This is a genomic window from Pseudomonas sp. PICF6 (assembly GCF_009831705.1).
In the GTDB taxonomy this organism is placed as follows: domain Bacteria; phylum Pseudomonadota; class Gammaproteobacteria; order Pseudomonadales; family Pseudomonadaceae; genus Aquipseudomonas; species Aquipseudomonas rhizophila.
This window is the reverse complement of record NZ_WUUD01000032.1, coordinates 110,448-127,464: the sequence shown is the minus strand read 5'-3', so window position 1 is coordinate 127,464 and position 17,017 is coordinate 110,448. Positions and strand designations below refer to the sequence as shown.

The window sequence follows — 17,017 nt, the reverse complement described above, 5'->3', positions numbered from 1 at the left end:
CTGCGTCACCCGTTTGCCTGATAAGTCGTTGATGTAAAACACAAAGGACCCTCGTTTGGGTCCTTTGTCGTTTCTGCCTGCCGGACGGCACGACACTTGCTATACACCATGAATAATAAGTGCTTCTTGTGAAGTGCCATCAAATTAATGGCGTTAGTAGAGGGATTCCCTGTGTCGGCCGTTCTCTCATTGTTACAAAGCCGCCTGTTGCGGCCTGTGTTCGTTACTCTTGGTGTCGCCCTTTTGGTGCAGGTGCTGGTCGCTGTCGCGCTGACGCGAAGCACGGTCACTGCGCTGGAGGCTGATCTGGAGGCGCGGCTCGGCGGCGACAGCCAGAAGTTGTCTGGCGAGCTGGAGCAGGCCGGGCGTGAAGTCACGTCGAGCCTGGACAGCTTGTCTGCCAGCACTCGTCAGCGCCTCACCGCCGGTTTATCTGCGCGGCTGAAGGATGAGCAGGCACAGTTGCGGGCGACGCTGGAAAAATCGCTCAAGGACTCTGCCAATGATATGGCGCAACTCCTGGCTTCGGTTGCGCCCCGCGCCATGTGGGACAGCGACGTGCCGGCCCTCTCTGAGTTTGCCCGCCGGGCCCAGCGCAATCCCAACGTACTCTTCGTCATTTATGACGACGCCACCGGCCAGCACCTGACTCGCTACCTGAATCGGGAGAACCCGATCAACAAGGCTTTGTTGGAGAAAGGCCAGGGCGACCGGGCGCTGGACAAGGTGTTGGACGCGGCGAAGAACGACCCTTCGGTGTATTACCTTGAGGCCTCGATCAACCCCAACGGCGTAGAGATCGGCAAGGTGTTGATGGGCGTTTCCACGGCCTCCGTTGAAGCTGACCTGGAGGCGTTGGACCAGCGCTTCTCGGCCTTGATCGCCAGTGGTGACCAGTTGGTGGGTGATAGCCTCAAGGGGGCGGCAGCCGACAGCGCCACGGCAATGCGCGGGCGCCTGGAGTCGGCTCAGTCCACCGCGACGCAAATGCAGGCCAACACCGCCACCACCGTGCAGGACGCTGCGGGCACTTTGCGCTGGCGGATCGGCCTGGGTCTGGCGCTGGTGGGGTTTGGCGTGCTGGTGCTGCTGGCGGTGGTGTTGGGGCGGCGAGTGGTCAATCGTTTGAAGCTGTTGATTGCCGCGATGAACGATCTGGCGGCGGGTGAGGGCGACCTGACCAAGCGCGTGCAAATCAGCAGCAAGGACGAAATTGGCGAGATGGCCTCGGCGGTCAATCGTTTTGTGGATAAGTTGCAGCCCATCGTGCGAGAGGCGGGTGATGTGGCCCAGCGCACCGGTGTGGAAATCGGTGCAATGACCTTGCGTAACTCCGGTGCCGATGCGGCGGCCGGAATGCAGCGTGATGAAGTGGCCGAGAGCCTGCGAGCGTTGTCGCAAATGGCTGATGAGGCGCAATCGGAAAGTCAGGCGATGCAGGCTGCCTTGCAGCAGGTGGTGGAGATTCGCAAGGCCACCGACGAAAACACCCGAACCTCGGCCAAGGTCGGTGGATTGATCGAAGCGCTGGCCGGGCAGGTCGACACGGGGGCAAAAGTCATCGAGCGGCTGGCGCAACAGAGTGAGCAGATCGAAGTGGTGCTCACGGTCATTCACGGCATTGCCGAACAAACCAATCTGCTGGCCTTGAACGCGGCCATCGAAGCGGCGCGGGCTGGGGAAACCGGGCGTGGGTTCGCAGTGGTGGCCGACGAGGTGCGGGCGCTGGCAAGCAAGACCCAGAGTTCGACCGGCGACATCCAGGCGCATATCGTCGCGCTGCAGCAGGGCGCTCGCGAGGCGGTGGCTGCCATCGGCCAGGCCGGGCGTCAGGCCAGCGAGGGGTTGTTGGTGTTGCGTGACAGCGCGCGCTTGCAGCAGTCGGTACAGACCTCTGTAGAGCAGGTGCATGCGGCCATCGGTCTGGCCACGCAAGCGGCGGCTCACCAGGCGCAAGGTGCGCAAGCGGTGCGTGGGCGGGTGGAAACCATTCACGCCCAGGCCGAGAAAGCGGCTCAGGCTGTGGTCGAGACCACGGCCAGTGGCAAGGTATTGGATAGTCTGGCGGCGCAGTTGAAGGCGAGCCTGGGGCAGTTCCGGGCTTGATGGGCTGGCCTCATCGCGAGCAGGCTCGCTCCCACATTGATCCACTGTGAACAGAGTATCTGTGAGCGCTGGAGATCCCGTGTGGGAGCGAGCCTGCTCGCGATAGCGGTTTCAGTGGCTCAGAGGCATCTTGTCGTGAGCGAATAAATCGCCAACCCCAGAAACGCAAAAACCCGCTTTCGCGGGTTTTTGTGAGTTCAAGGCCGTAACCTTGAAGCTTGAATTGGTGCCCAGAAGAAGACTCGAACTTCCACGACCTTGCGGTCACCAGCACCTGAAGCTGGCGTGTCTACCAATTTCACCATCTGGGCAGCATCTTCAGCGTTGCCGCTGTCGATGTGGCGCACTATACGGAGCGAGTTTTGATCTGTAAACCCCTGTTTTTGTTTTAGTAATTACCAGTCGGATTCCAGGGGCCGAAAATGCAAAAACCCGCTTTCGCGGGTTTTTGGGGAGCTGGCAGATCATTGATCTGTCGCTCGAAATTGGTGCCCAGAAGAAGACTCGAACTTCCACGACCTTGCGGTCACCAGCACCTGAAGCTGGCGTGTCTACCAATTTCACCATCTGGGCAGTATCGGCAACGCGTGTGCGTCGTCGATGGCGCGCACTATACGGAGCGTGTTTTTAACTGTAAACCCCTCACGAGAAAAAAACCGCTAAATTTCACGAGCGGTGCATTTCCGGGCTTCAAGAGGGGTCAAAAGGCTTCAGAAAAAGGCATTGGATGCTTGAAATTTCCCGTTTCATTACGCCTATGCCAAACTAACCCGCATATAGACAAGGTGAAAACTCTCTAATGGCCGATTGGCAGTCCCTCGATCCCGAGGCCGCTCGTGAAGCGGAAAAATACGAAAACCCTATTCCTAGCCGCGAACTGATCCTGGCGCATCTCGCCGATCGGGGTTCGCCTGCTAGCCGCGAGCAACTGGTCGAAGAGTTCGGTCTGACCACCGAAGACCAGCTCGAAGCCCTGCGCCGCCGTCTGCGCGCCATGGAGCGCGATGCGCAGTTGATCTACACCCGGCGCGGCACCTATGCGCCCGTGGACAAGCTTGACCTGATCCTGGGCCGCATCGCCGGTCACCGTGACGGTTTCGGCTTCCTGATCCCGGACGACGGCAGCGACGACCTGTTCATGAGCCCGGCGCAGATGCGTCTGGTGTTCGACGGTGACCGGGCTTTGGCCCGGGTTTCCGGCCTGGACCGCCGCGGCCGCCGTGAAGGCGTGATCGTCGAAGTAGTGTCCCGTGCCCACGAAAGCATCGTCGGCCGTTACTTTGAAGAAGGTGGCATCGGCTTTGTTGTCGCCGACAACCCGAAGATCCAGCAGGAAGTGCTGGTCACCCCGGGCCGCAATGCCAACGCCAAGGTCGGTCAGTTCGTCGAGGTGAAAATCACCCACTGGCCAACCCCGCGCTTCCAGCCCCAGGGCGATGTGGTGGAAGTGGTCGGCAACTACATGGCCCCAGGCATGGAAATCGATGTTGCCTTGCGCACCTACGACATTCCCCACGTCTGGCCCGAAGCGGTCCTGAAAGAAGCCGCCAAGCTCAAACCGGAAGTCGAAGAGAAAGACAAAGAGAAGCGCATCGACCTGCGTCACCTGCCGTTCGTCACCATCGATGGCGAAGACGCCCGGGACTTCGACGACGCGGTCTACTGCGAAGCCAAGCCTGGCAAGCTGCGCCTGTTCTCCGGCGGCTGGAAGCTGTACGTGGCGATTGCCGATGTTTCCAGCTACGTGAAACTCGGCTCGGCGTTGGACGCCGAAGCCCAGGTGCGCGGCAACTCGGTGTATTTCCCCGAGCGCGTCGTACCGATGCTCCCAGAGCAACTGTCCAACGGCTTGTGCTCGCTCAATCCTCACGTCGATCGCCTGGCCATGGTTTGCGAGATGACCATCTCCAAATCCGGCGAGATGACCGACTACTGCTTCTACGAGGCGGTGATCCATTCCCACGCCCGTCTGACCTACAACAAGGTCAGCGCGATGCTGGAAACCCCGAAACTTGCCGAATCGCGCAAGCTTCGTGGCGAATACACCGATGTCGTGCCGCATCTCAAAGAGCTGTACTCGCTCTACAAAGTGCTGCTGGCGGCCCGTCACGTGCGTGGCGCGATCGATTTCGAAACTCAGGAAACCCGGATCATCTTCGGCTCCGAGCGCAAGATCGCCGAGATTCGTCCGACGGTGCGCAACGATGCCCACAAGCTGATCGAGGAATGCATGCTGGCCGCCAACGTCGCCACTGCTGAGTTCCTGAAGAAGCACGAGATTCCTGCGCTGTACCGGGTCCACGATGGCCCGCCGCCGGAGCGCCTGGAAAAACTGCGGGCCTTCCTCGGTGAGCTCGGCCTGTCCTTGCACAAAGGCAAGGACGGTCCGTCGCCCAAGGATTACCAGGCCCTGCTGGCCAGTATCAAGGATCGTCCGGATTTCCACCTGATCCAGACCGTGATGCTGCGCTCGTTGAGCCAGGCGGTATACAGCGCCGATAACCAGGGCCACTTCGGCCTGAATTACGAAGCTTATACCCACTTTACGTCGCCGATCCGTCGTTACCCTGACTTGCTCACGCATCGGGCGATCCGCAGCGTGATCCACTCGAAGATGGACACCCCGCACGTCAAACGTGCCGGTGCGATGACCATTCCCAAGGCGCGCATCTACCCCTACGACGAGGCGGCCCTGGAACAACTCGGCGAGCAGTGCTCAATGAGCGAGCGCCGTGCCGATGAAGCGACTCGTGACGTAGTGAACTGGCTCAAGTGCGAGTTCATGAAGGATCGCGTGGGTGAGTCGTTCCCGGGCGTGATCACTGCCGTGACCGGTTTTGGCCTGTTCGTCGAGCTGACCGACATCTACGTCGAAGGCCTGGTGCACGTCACCGCGCTGCCGGGCGATTACTACCACTTCGACCCCGTGCATCACCGCTTGGCGGGTGAGCGCACCGGCCGCAGCTTCCGTCTTGGCGATACGGTCGAAGTGCGGGTCATGCGCGTTGATCTCGACGAGCGCAAGATCGACTTCGAGATGGCGGAAAAAACCATCAGCGCGCCGATTGGCCGCAAGAAGCGCGGCACTGAAACTTCTGCGCCTGCGGCCAAAACCGCCGCCGAGCCTGCTGCGGCCAAGTCCGGGCGTCGCGGCCCGGCCAAGGAAAAGGCCGTCGAAGCCTATCGCCCAAGCGATGCGGCGGCAAAAAACGCCGAGCTGCGCAAAAGTCGTGAGATGAAACAGGCGTTGCTCGCCGAAGCCAAGAGCGGCGGTAAAGCGGCGTCTGGGGGAAAGACCGGACGGTCGGCGCCGGACAAGGCGACCGGCAAGCCGAGCAAACACCGTAAAGGCCCGCCGAAAGCGGGCTCGGCCCCAGCCAAGAGCGGCGGGGCGCGTAAACCCAAGGCCAAGTCATGAGTCAGTTGGAAAAAATCTACGGTGTGCATGCCGTGGAAGCATTGCTGCGTCACCATCCCAAGCGGGTCAAGCAGATCTGGCTGGCGGAAGGCCGCAGTGATCCGCGGGTCCAGACCCTGATCGAGCTGGCTGGCGAGAATCGCGTAGCGGTCGGCCAGGCCGAACGGCGGGAAATGGACGCCTGGGTCGAAGGTGTGCACCAGGGGGTGGTGGCTGAGGTCAGCCCGAGCCAGGTCTGGGGCGAGGCGATGCTCGACGAGTTGCTCGATCGCACCGAAGGCGCGCCATTGTTGCTGGTACTGGATGGCGTGACCGATCCTCACAACCTTGGCGCTTGCCTGCGCTCGGCCGATGCGGCGGGTGCATTGGCGGTGATCGTACCTAAAGACAAGTCGGCGACGTTGACGCCGGTGGTGCGTAAAGTCGCCTGTGGCGCGGCGGAAGTGATCCCGTTGGTGGCCGTGACCAATCTGGCGCGTACCCTGGAGAAACTCCAGCAGCGTGGCCTGTGGGTGGTCGGCACGGCGGGCGAGGCCGAGGTCAGCATTTATGACCAGGACCTGACGGGCCCGACGATCCTGATCATGGGGGCCGAAGGCAAGGGCATGCGGCGCCTGACCCGCGAGCATTGCGACTACCTGGTCAAGCTGCCGATGGCCGGCAGTGTCAGCAGCCTCAACGTTTCGGTCGCGACCGGCGTGTGCCTGTTCGAGGCTCAGCGCCAGCGTAGCGTCAAGGTTGCTGCGGCCGCCAAGAAATCCTGATCCAGTTGTATTCCTGTGGGAGCGAGCCTGCTCGCGATAGCGGAGTGCCGTTCAACGCAAATGTTGAATGGAGCGCCCTCATCGCGAGCAGGCTCGCTCCCACAATGGTTTGTGTGGGTAAACATTGGGGTTGTTCAAATAATCACCAATCACCTTGCGCCGCCCTCGGCCCTTCTCTACAATTGCGCCCCTTGCTGTGATGGCAGGCACTTATGTGTCTAGCGTCCACAAGTCCATAAGTGTCATTCACTCCTTGTCTGACCGTTTTTGAGCGGCAGGCTACAACCCGTAAGGAGCATTCATGCGTCATTACGAAATCATCTTTTTGGTCCACCCGGATCAAAGCGAGCAAGTCGGCGGCATGGTTGAGCGTTACACCAAGCTGATCGAAGAAGACGGCGGCAAAATCCACCGTCTGGAAGATTGGGGCCGTCGTCAACTGGCCTATGCAATCAACAATGTTCACAAGGCTCACTACGTGATGCTGAACGTTGAATGCACCGGCAAGGCCCTGGCCGAGCTGGAAGACAACTTCCGCTACAACGATGCAGTGATCCGTAACCTGGTCATCCGTCGCGAAGAAGCCGTCACCGGCCAATCCGAGATGCTCAAGGCTGAAGAAAACCGCAGTGAGCGCCGTGAGCGTCGCGACCGTCCTGAGCACTCTGACAGCGCCGATGGCGATGACAGCGATAGCGACAGCGACAACAGCGATAACGCTGACGAGTAATCCACGGACCTTTTAAGGAGCCAATCACATGGCACGTTTCTTCCGTCGTCGTAAATTCTGCCGCTTCACCGCTGAAGACGTGAAAGAGATCGATTACAAAGATCTCAACACTCTGAAAGCCTACGTATCCGAGACCGGCAAAATCGTTCCAAGCCGTATCACCGGTACCAAAGCTCGTTATCAGCGTCAGCTGGCCACCGCTATCAAGCGCGCCCGCTTCCTGGCCCTGCTGGCCTACACCGACAGCCACGGCCGCTGAGACCGGGCAGTCGACACGTAGCAAAGGATTGAATGCATGCGCGCCTTAGCTGAGTTCATCATGCGCGGTCGTATGCAGGCCACTCTGGTAGTGGCTGGATGCGCGGCATTGCCGTTGTTGTATTGGTTGGGTGCTGCCGCGGTGAGTCTTGTACTCCTGCGGCGCGGATTGAAGGACGCCCTTGGCGTTCTTGCTCTGGGACTGCTGCCGGCTTTGCTCTGGTGGTTGTATTCCGCTGACCCGCGGGCACTGATGGTGCTGCTGGGGTCTTCGGCGCTGGCGTTGGTGTTGCGCGCAAGCGAATCCTGGAACCGCGTGCTGCTGGTCAGCATAGCGATGGGAGTGGTGTTTTCAGTGATGCTCGGGGTGGCTTTCGCGCCCCAGATCGAGATGCTGTCGCAGGCTTTGATAAAAATCCTGCCCGAGGCCCTCGGTGATCTCTACCAGCAGATGTCGGTAGAGGAGCAAGCGCGTTTCGCGTCCCTGATCGCACCGGTCCTGACCGGCCTGATTGCGGCCTTGTTACAAATCGTCAGTGTGCTGAGCCTGATTATCGGGCGCTACTGGCAGGCGTTGTTGTACAACCCGGGTGGTTTTGGTCGCGAATTTCGCGCCATCCGTTTCCCGCTTGGGCTGGCGATGTTGCTGCTGGCGGGCATGCTTCTGGGGCCGAACTTCGGTCCGCAGATGGCCATGCTCACGCCGTTGTGCAGTGTACCGCTGGTATTTGCCGCTCTGGCCCTGATTCACGGGCTGGTGGCGCAAAAGCGACTGGCCAGGTTCTGGCTGGTGGGGTTGTACGTCACGTTGTTGCTGTTCATGCAGCTGATCTATCCGTTGCTGGTGGTCCTGGCCATCGTCGACAGCCTGATTGATTTTCGCGGTCGTATGGCGCCGAAAGACGCCGACAACGCGAACGGTGAAGGTTAAAAGTTAGAGGATTTTCACATGCAACTGATCCTTCTGGAAAAAGTCACCAACCTGGGCAACCTGGGTGACAAAGTAAACGTTAAGGCCGGTTACGGTCGTAACTACCTGCTGCCTTACGGCAAAGCCACCGCTGCGACCGCTGCCAACCTGGCCGCGTTCGAAGAGCGTCGCGCTGAGCTGGAAAAAGCCGCAGCAGACCGTAAGACCTCGGCTGAAAGCCGTGCTGCCCAACTGGCCGAGCTGGAAGTGACCATCACTGCCACCGCTGGCGACGAAGGCAAGCTGTTCGGTTCGATCGGTACTCACGACATCGCTGACGCACTGACCGCCTCTGGCGTTGAAGTGTCGAAGAGCGAAGTTCGTCTGCCGAACGGCACCATCCGCAACGTAGGCGAATTCGACGTAGCCGTGCACCTGCACGCCGAAGTTGAAGCCACCGTACGCGTTGTCGTGGTAGCAGCTTAAGCAATACCTGTCGGCTGGCACCCTCGGGTACTAGTCGGTAACATCGGGCACGATCCTGTTTACAGGTCGTGCCCTTTGTCTTTCTGCAATTGCTGATTTTCAAAACCCCCTGCGTTTCCAAAAGAATCAAGTGGCCATGAACGAAATCACCGCTCCCGAGCAATACGATCTGCAAACCGCAGCCCTGAAGGTGCCTCCGCACTCCATCGAGGCCGAACAGGCCGTGCTCGGTGGTCTGATGCTGGACAACAACGCCTGGGAACGCGTGCTCGATCAAGTATCCGACGGCGATTTCTACCGACATGACCACCGCCTGATTTTCCGTGCCATCGCAAGATTGGCCGATCAGAACATGCCGATCGACGTGGTGACCCTGGCCGAGCAATTGGACAAGGAAGGCCAGACGTCTCAGGTTGGCGGCCTCGGTTACCTGGGTGAGTTGGCAAAAAACACGCCGTCTGTCGCCAACATCAAGGCCTATGCCCAGATCGTGCGCGAACGGGCGACCTTGCGCCAATTGATCGGTATCAGCACCGAAATCGCGGACAGCGCCTTCAACCCGGAAGGCCGAACCGCTGCCGAGATCCTCGATGAAGCGGAACGGCAAATCTTCCAGATCGCCGAGGCCCGGCCAAAAACCGGTGGCCCGGTGAGCGTCAACGATCTGCTGACCAAGGCCATCGACCGCATCGACACCCTGTTCAACACCGACAACGCCATCACCGGCCTGTCCACCGGCTACACCGACCTCGATGAGAAGACCAGCGGCCTGCAGCCATCGGACCTGATCATCGTCGCCGGCCGTCCGTCCATGGGTAAAACCACCTTTGCGATGAACCTGGTGGAAAACGCCGTGCTGCGCAGCGACAAGGCCGTACTGGTGTACTCCCTGGAGATGCCAGGTGAATCGCTGATCATGCGTATGCTCTCGTCCCTGGGACGTATCGACCAGACCAAGGTCCGTTCCGGCCAACTGGAAGATGACGACTGGCCGCGCCTGACTTCGGCGGTCAACCTGCTCAACGACCGCAAGCTGTTCATCGACGATACTGCCGGTATCAGCCCTTCGGAAATGCGCGCCCGGACCCGTCGCCTGGTGCGTGAGCACGGTGATATCGCGCTGATCATGATCGACTACCTGCAGTTGATGCAGATTCCGGGCTCCAGTGGCGACAACCGGACCAACGAGATTTCCGAAATCTCCCGTTCCCTCAAGGCCCTGGCCAAGGAATTCAACTGCCCGGTGGTGGCGCTCTCTCAGTTGAACCGTTCCCTGGAACAGCGCCCCAACAAACGCCCGGTGAACTCCGACTTGCGTGAATCCGGAGCGATCGAGCAGGACGCCGACGTGATCATGTTCGTCTACCGTGACGAGGTGTACCACCCGGAGACGGAGCACAAGGGCATCGCCGAAATCATCATCGGCAAGCAGCGTAACGGCCCGATCGGCTTCATTCGCCTGGCCTTTATCGGTAAATACACCCGATTCGAGAACCTGGCGCCGGGTAGCTACAATTTTGATGATGATGAGTAACCTGTTTGGCTCCTGTGGGAGCGAGCCCCTTCTCCAGAAGGTTGCACTTCCCCTGTGGGAGCGAGCTTGCTCGCGATAGCGGTGTAACCGTCAGAACATGCATTGAATGTGCTGGCCCTTTCGCGAGCAAGCTCGCTCCCACATTTGATGTGCGGTGCGCCACCGATTTCCGACCATAGCCGTCGGAATTGGTTAATTTTTGTGCTATATTCCGCGCCCGCGATTTTTCATCTTTCATACCGGTCATCGACATGCAAGCAGCCAAGCCGTTATTTGACTATCCCAAGTACTGGGCCGAATGTTTCGGCCCCGCGCCGTTCCTGCCCATGAGCAGGGAGGAGATGGATCAGCTCGGCTGGGATTCGTGCGACATCATCATCGTGACCGGTGATGCCTACGTCGATCACCCGTCGTTCGGCATGGCGATCATCGGTCGGCTGCTGGAAGCCCAGGGCTTTCGCGTCGGGATCATTGCCCAGCCAAACTGGCAGTCCAAAGACGACTTCATGAAGCTCGGCGAGCCGAACCTGTTTTTTGGCGTCGCGGCCGGCAACATGGACTCGATGATCAACCGCTACACCGCCGACAAGAAAATCCGTTCCGACGACGCCTACACCCCGGGTGGCATGGCGGGCAAGCGGCCGGACCGTGCGAGCCTGGTCTACAGCCAGCGCTGCAAGGAAGCCTACAAGCATGTGCCGATCGTGCTCGGCGGTATCGAAGCCTCCCTGCGCCGCATCGCCCATTACGATTACTGGCAGGACCGGGTGCGCAACTCGATCCTGATCGACGCCTGCGCCGACATCCTGCTCTACGGCAACGCCGAGCGGGCGATTGTCGAAGTCGCCCAGCGCCTGTCCTATGGCCACAAGATTGAAGACATCACCGATGTCCGTGGCACCGCGTTCATCCGCCGCGACACCCCGCAAGGCTGGTACGAGGTCGATTCCACCCGCATCGACCGCCCGGGCAAGATCGACAAGATCATCAACCCGTATGTGAACACCCAGGACACCGCTGCCTGCGCCATCGAGCAAGAGAAAGGTCCGGTTGAAGACCCGAGCGAAGCCAAGGTCGTGCAGATTCTGGCGAGCCCGCGCATGACTCGCGACAAGACCGTGATTCGTCTGCCGTCGGTGGAAAAGGTTCGTGGCGATGCGGTGCTCTACGCTCACGCCAACCGCGTGCTGCACCTGGAAACCAACCCGGGCAACGCCCGTGCTCTGGTGCAGAAGCATGGTGAAGTCGATGTCTGGTTCAACCCACCACCCATTCCGATGACCACTGAGGAAATGGACTACGTGTTTGGCATGCCTTACGCGCGTGTTCCGCACCCGGCGTACGGCAAGGAAAAGATCCCGGCCTACGAGATGATCCGTTTCTCGGTGAACATCATGCGTGGCTGCTTTGGCGGCTGCACCTTCTGCTCGATCACCGAGCACGAAGGCCGGATCATCCAGAACCGCTCTGAAGAATCGATCATTCGCGAGATTGAAGAGATCCGCGACAAGGTCCCGGGCTTCACCGGCGTCATTTCCGACCTCGGCGGCCCGACCGCGAACATGTACCGCATTGCCTGCAAGAGCCCGGAAATCGAATCCGCGTGCCGCAAGCCATCCTGTGTGTTCCCCGGTATCTGCCCGAACCTCAATACCGACCATTCTTCGCTCATCCAGCTGTACCGCAGCGCCCGGGCATTGCCTGGGGTGAAGAAGATCCTGATTGCCTCCGGCCTGCGTTACGACCTGGCGGTCGAGTCGCCGGAATACGTCAAGGAACTGGTGACCCACCACGTGGGTGGTTACCTGAAGATCGCCCCGGAACATACCGAGGAAGGTCCGCTCAACCAGATGATGAAACCGGGCATCGGCAGCTATGACAAATTCAAGCGGATGTTCGAGAAGTACACCAAGGAAGCCGGCAAAGAGCAGTACCTGATTCCATACTTCATCGCCGCCCACCCGGGCACCACCGACGAAGACATGATGAACCTGGCGCTGTGGCTCAAGGGCAACGGTTTCCGCGCTGACCAGGTGCAGGCGTTCTATCCGTCGCCGATGGCCACCGCCACGGCCATGTACCATTCGGGCAAGAACCCGCTGCGTAAGGTCACCTACAAGAGCGACGCGGTGACCATCGTCAAGAGCGAGGAGCAGCGCCGCCTGCACAAGGCCTTCTTGCGTTATCACGACCCCAAGGGCTGGCCGATGCTGCGCGAAGCGCTGACCCGCATGGGCCGCGCCGACCTGATCGGGCCGGGCAAGAATCAATTGATTCCGTTGCACCAGCCAGCCACCGACAGCTACCAGAGCGCCCGTCGCAAGAACTCGACGCCGGCTGGCAGCCACAAGGTAGGCAAGGAAACCACCAAGATCCTGACCCAGCACACCGGTCTGCCACCGCGCGCCAGCGACGGCGGCAACCCGTGGGACAAGCGCGAGCAGGCCAAGGCCGCGGCATTCGCCCGCAACCAGCAGGCCGCCAAGGAGCGCAAGGACGCCGCCAAGGGCAAAGGGCCGAAACCGGCGCGCAAGCCAGTCGTACCGCGCTGATCGCCAAGCCACATTGCAAACGCCAGCTTAAAAGCTGGCGTTTTGCTTTCTAGCGGCTGTGCTACTCGTTTGCTATCGTGGCGACCGCCAATGCCAGTCAGTTCCGTGCAATAAAGCCAAACACCGGGAGCTTGCTCCCTCGCCACAGATGTCAGTGTTGGCCCTGGCAGAGCCCGGCTTGCCCGCAATCACGGCCACTCAGGCAATAAAGTTCTCACCCTCGGATTTTCAAGGACGATTCATATGAGTACCCCTTTACCGGGTATCGGCATGGACTACAGCCCCTCCCAGTTCATGGCCCGCCAACGCATCGAAAGCCAGATCAACCTGCCGCGCCTGTTCGCGGCCATCGACGCCGATCCCAGTATCGTCGGCGCTGGCGTGGTGTACATCGATGCCGAATTCAACGTGGTGACCCTGCGCGAGTTCAAGCCGATTTGCAGTATCAAGCCCAAGCGGATCATCTTGCGCGAGGCGCAGAAGTACATTGCGCCGGCTCAGTTTGCTGATCAGGTAAAGAACAACCCGCGTGAGTCTCGTTTAGTGGGAGAGGCTGTCAATACGACGTTATCCTGCGCTGGCGCCATTCTGGGCTGGATTGTGGTTTTCAGTGGCACGATCGCAGTTCCATTTACAGCGGGTGCAAGCCTGGTTGTCACAGCCGTGGGGGCAACCGCCGCCGCTGCCAGTACTGCGCAGTGCGTGGTTGGGAGCATGCGTACCTACAACGAACTCAACGATCCAGCAGCTAATGATGATATGGACAGTGAGGACTGGTATCGCTACGCAATGCCAGTGTTGGATGCCGCATCATTGCTGGGAGCCGGGGCATCCACTTTAACAACGCTCAAACTCTTGCAAGCGAGGAAGGTCTCGACTGGCAGGAGTTGGTACGAGCTTTCCAAAGGTTTGACTCGTCAGCAAAGAAAGGCATTGACCAAAGAGTTGTTAACACTGAAGGACCCAAGCCTGACTAACAAACTATTAAAGCTTCGCCAGCGTTCGGGGACGCTTGCAAAGCGTTTCACGGCTACCCAGATCAATCACGCGACCGTGACCCAGATTCGCGACTCCCTGGGGGCAGCCATCGGCTTAACGGGCAGTAGCTTGTCTGGGAACCTGAAGACAATTGCCGTGGGGCTGTATGAGGAAGTTGAATAATGGACCGCAAGCATTCATTGAACGCTTTCCTCGCTCATTATTTTCCAACCTTCATCTGCGCTTTTTTTCTAGCCTGTTTCGCGGTTTCCGCTTCAATTTCATTAGTCTCTAGCACTTACTTTCGAGGCGATCCTGAACGGGCCAAGTATTCTTTTCTGGTTGCGCTGATCCTCTCTCTGCTCTTGGCGTTGAGCCATTTCGTCATGATCAGGGGGCGGTCATGGGGTGTTCGTGCCATCGTTGTGTTCTATCTGGCGTGTCTCTTCACGGTCCTCCCCACCTACGGCTACAAGCCGCATCCTTTTGCCTATGTGACGGGGTTGTTGTTCCCGTTGCTGGGGCTGCTATTGCTCAACAGTAAGCGCCATCGAGAGATGCGCCAGAAATTGTCGGAGTTGCGCGAGGAGCGTATGGCGATAAGGTCTGCCGTCCGTTTACAGAAGAAAAGGAAAGGACGCTAGATGGAAAACTATCCGACTTTCATCCATTTTATGAAGCGCTACTTTCCGACCTTCATCGCAACGATATTCGTGGCGAAAATATCGTGTTTACTGGCGCTCTTTGCTCTTCTCGACAGTTTTTTTGTGCGCGCTACGTTGTCGAGCCAAGCGAAAATTTCCGCTGTATGCATTGCTATTTGTACGTTGGTTCTGGTCCATAGCAACTTTATGGTCGTGCGCGGCAGAGCGGGTTGGGTCTGGGTGTTTGTCGGGCTTTTTGTGGTCTGTCTGTTGTGTGTCTTGCCGACTATTGGTTATCGCCCGAATCGATTCGTTTATGCGGCGGGTCTGTTTTTTCCATTGCTCGGGCTGCTATTGCTCAACAGCAAACGTCACCGCGAAATGCGCAGCAAACTGGTAGAAGTCCGCCACCAACGCGAGCTCTTCATCCAGGCCGCCAAAGCCTCCCGCTCACGGCGTTGAGTCGATTCGCTACCACCGCTGCCACATTTATGTGCTTAGCTTTGCACCCGAATGCGAGCATCGCGCGCTTTTAGTGCTCTACTGCCTTGAGTAGACGAAGAAAGTGTCCGGCTTGCCTGCATGGCATAAGTCTTGCGCCGCTTTCGATAACGCCCAGGCTCGCAGGAGGTACGTCGTGTCGATTCACGTCGCATTGCACCATGTCACGCATTACCGATACGACCGCGCTGTCGAGCTCGGTCCGCAGATCGTTCGCCTGCGCCCGGCGGCCCACAGCCGCACGCGCATTCTTTCTTATGCGCTGAAGGTCGCGCCCGATCAGCACTTCATCAACTGGCAGCAGGATCCCCAGGGCAATTACCTGGCGCGGTTGGTGTTTCCCGAGAGAACCCGGGAGCTGCGCATTGAAGTCGATCTGCTGGCTGAAATGGCGGTGTTCAATCCGTTCGACTTTTTCCTGGAACCCTACGCGGAAAAAATCCCGTTCACCTATGCCGCCGATGAGCGCAAGGAGTTGGCGCCTTACCTTGAAACCCTGCCGTTGACGCCGAGATTCCAAGCCTATCTGGACGGCATCGACCGCACGCCGTTGCCGGCGGTGGATTTCCTGGTGGCGCTCAACCAGCGCCTGAGCGAAGACATCAACTACCTGATCCGTATGGAACCGGGCGTCCAGACCCCGGAGCACACCCTGGAGCATGCGTCCGGATCCTGCCGCGACTCGGCCTGGTTGCTGGTGCAGTTGTTGCGCAACCTTGGCCTGGCCGCGCGGTTCGTTTCCGGTTACCTGATCCAGTTGACCGCCGACGTGAAAAGCCTCGACGGTCCGTCCGGTACCGAGGTGGATTTCACCGACTTGCATGCCTGGTGCGAGGTCTACCTGCCCGGTGCCGGCTGGATCGGCCTGGATGCGACGTCCGGGTTGTTCGCCGGTGAAGGGCATATTCCGTTGGCCTGTAGTCCCGATCCGTCCTCGGCGGCGCCCATCAGTGGCTTGGTGGAACCGTGCGAGTGCGAATTCAGCCACGAAATGTCCGTCGAGCGGATCTGGGAAGCGCCACGGGTCACCAAGCCCTACACCGAAGAGCAGTGGCTGGCGATTCAGGCGTTGGGCCGGAAAATTGATGCCGACCTGCTGGAAGGCGATGTGCGCCTGACCATGGGGGGCGAACCGACCTTCGTCTCGATTGATGACCCGGACGGCGCCGAATGGAACACCGCCGCGCTGGGGCCGGACAAACGTCGCCTCTCCGCCGAGCTGTTCCAGCGCATGCGCAAGCATTATGCGCCCCAGGGGCTTGTGCATTTTGGCCAGGGCAAGTGGTACCCCGGTGAGCAGTTGCCGCGCTGGTCGCTCAACTGCTATTGGCGGCGTGACGGAGTGCCGATCTGGCACAACAGTGCGTTGATCGCCGACGAGCAGCAGGACTACGGCGCCGACGGCGAAATGGCCGGGCGCTTTCTGACAAGCGTTGCCGAGCGTTTGAAAATTCCTGCGCGATTCGTGTTCCCAGCCTACGAGGACAATTTCTATTACCTCTGGCGCGAAGGTGCATTGCCATCGAACGTCACGGCCCAGGACCCCCGCCTGGAAGATGCTTTGGAGCGGGAACGGTTGCGCAAGGTCTTCAGTCAGGGCCTGGATAAAGTGATCGGGCAGGTCCTGCCGCTGGCGCGTACCGCCAAGGGCGATCAATGGCAAAGCGGTCGATGGTACCTGCGCGATAGTCACTGCCGGTTGGTACCGGGGGATTCGCCCTTGGGCTACCGCCTGCCATTGGCTTCCCAGCCCTGGGTGACAGCGGCCGAATACCCCTTCATTCATCCCACCGACCCGAACCAGGACCTGCCGGCGCTGCCCGATGCCGAACGCCTGGCCCGTCATGGTGAGCCGGCAACCGAGCAGGATCGTGCCCCGCAGATCGACGAATCCGCCGACTGGCTGACCCGCACGGCGTTTTGTGCCGAGGCTCGCGAGGGGCGTTTGTACCTGTTCATGCCGCCCCTGGAGCGGGTCGAGGATTATCTGGAACTGGTCAGCGCCATCGAAGCGACAGCCGAGGAGCTGCATTGTCCGGTACTGTTGGAAGGCTACGAGCCACCGAGCGACCCGCGCCTGAGTAACTTTCGCATCACCCCCGATCCGGGTGTGATCGAGGTTAACGTGCAGCCGTC

13 protein-coding genes and 2 tRNA genes are annotated in these 17,017 nt (G+C 59.7%); 13 read left to right on the top strand and 2 right to left on the bottom strand.

Features of this window, described 5'->3' with window-relative positions:
- Nucleotides 1-171: 171 nt before the first annotated feature.
- A complete protein-coding gene (locus GSM73_RS21180; protein ID WP_047227315.1) occupies nt 172-2,106 on the top strand; it encodes a methyl-accepting chemotaxis protein in 1,935 nt (644 codons plus the stop codon).
- A gap of 224 nt (nt 2,107-2,330) precedes the next feature.
- Here the strand turns inward: GSM73_RS21180 and GSM73_RS21175 are convergent.
- Both GSM73_RS21175 and GSM73_RS21170 read right to left on the bottom strand, forming a co-directional pair.
- Nucleotides 2,331-2,417, bottom strand: a tRNA-Leu gene (locus tag GSM73_RS21175).
- Nucleotides 2,418-2,592: 175 nt separating this feature from the next.
- Nucleotides 2,593-2,679, bottom strand: a tRNA-Leu gene (locus GSM73_RS21170).
- A 226-nt stretch (nt 2,680-2,905) separates the two neighbouring features.
- Between GSM73_RS21170 and rnr the strand changes: the two genes are divergently transcribed.
- From rnr to GSM73_RS27695, 12 genes are all read left to right on the top strand, one after another.
- Nucleotides 2,906-5,524: a ribonuclease R gene (rnr, locus tag GSM73_RS21165; protein ID WP_047227316.1), complete on the top strand. Its 2,619-nt coding sequence runs from the start codon at nt 2,906-2,908 to the stop codon at nt 5,522-5,524.
- A complete protein-coding gene (rlmB, locus tag GSM73_RS21160; protein ID WP_107321462.1) occupies nt 5,521-6,288 on the top strand; it encodes a 23S rRNA (guanosine(2251)-2'-O)-methyltransferase RlmB in 768 nt (255 codons plus the stop codon). The genes rnr and rlmB overlap by 4 nt, the downstream gene beginning before the upstream one ends.
- 301 nt (nt 6,289-6,589) lie before the next feature.
- On the top strand, nt 6,590-7,018 hold the full coding sequence (rpsF, locus tag GSM73_RS21155) for a 30S ribosomal protein S6 (RefSeq protein ID WP_003186395.1): 429 nt from the start codon (nt 6,590-6,592) through the stop codon (nt 7,016-7,018).
- Between the two features lie 28 nt (nt 7,019-7,046).
- Nucleotides 7,047-7,277, top strand: a complete 231-nt coding sequence (gene rpsR / locus GSM73_RS21150) for a 30S ribosomal protein S18 (RefSeq protein WP_002551829.1) — start codon at nt 7,047-7,049, stop codon at nt 7,275-7,277.
- 36 nt (nt 7,278-7,313) lie between these two features.
- A complete protein-coding gene (locus GSM73_RS21145) occupies nt 7,314-8,207 on the top strand; it encodes a hypothetical protein (RefSeq protein ID WP_160893728.1) in 894 nt (297 codons plus the stop codon).
- An 18-nt stretch (nt 8,208-8,225) separates the two neighbouring features.
- A complete protein-coding gene (rplI, locus tag GSM73_RS21140) occupies nt 8,226-8,672 on the top strand; it encodes a 50S ribosomal protein L9 (RefSeq protein ID WP_047227319.1) in 447 nt (148 codons plus the stop codon).
- Nucleotides 8,673-8,808: 136 nt separating this feature from the next.
- A complete protein-coding gene (gene dnaB / locus GSM73_RS21135; protein ID WP_027911801.1) occupies nt 8,809-10,206 on the top strand; it encodes a replicative DNA helicase in 1,398 nt (465 codons plus the stop codon).
- 251 nt (nt 10,207-10,457) lie between these two features.
- Nucleotides 10,458-12,758, top strand: coding sequence for a YgiQ family radical SAM protein (locus GSM73_RS21130; RefSeq protein WP_047227320.1), 2,301 nt, complete (start codon nt 10,458-10,460; stop codon nt 12,756-12,758).
- A 243-nt stretch (nt 12,759-13,001) separates the two neighbouring features.
- Nucleotides 13,002-13,919 (top strand): hypothetical protein, encoded by a 918-nt coding sequence (locus tag GSM73_RS21125; RefSeq protein ID WP_047227321.1) that lies wholly within the window; start codon nt 13,002-13,004, stop codon nt 13,917-13,919.
- A complete protein-coding gene (locus GSM73_RS21120) occupies nt 13,919-14,380 on the top strand; it encodes a hypothetical protein (protein WP_047227322.1) in 462 nt (153 codons plus the stop codon). Before GSM73_RS21125 ends, GSM73_RS21120 begins: the two co-directional genes overlap by 1 nt.
- The gene (locus tag GSM73_RS21115) at nt 14,381-14,842 is read left to right on the top strand and encodes a hypothetical protein (RefSeq protein ID WP_107321465.1); all 462 of its coding nucleotides are present in this window, start codon (nt 14,381-14,383) and stop codon (nt 14,840-14,842) included. It begins immediately after the preceding gene.
- A 175-nt stretch (nt 14,843-15,017) separates the two neighbouring features.
- Nucleotides 15,018-17,017, top strand: a 2,000-nt coding sequence (locus GSM73_RS27695) for a transglutaminase family protein (protein ID WP_372241404.1), incomplete at its 3' end; no start/stop codon positions are given.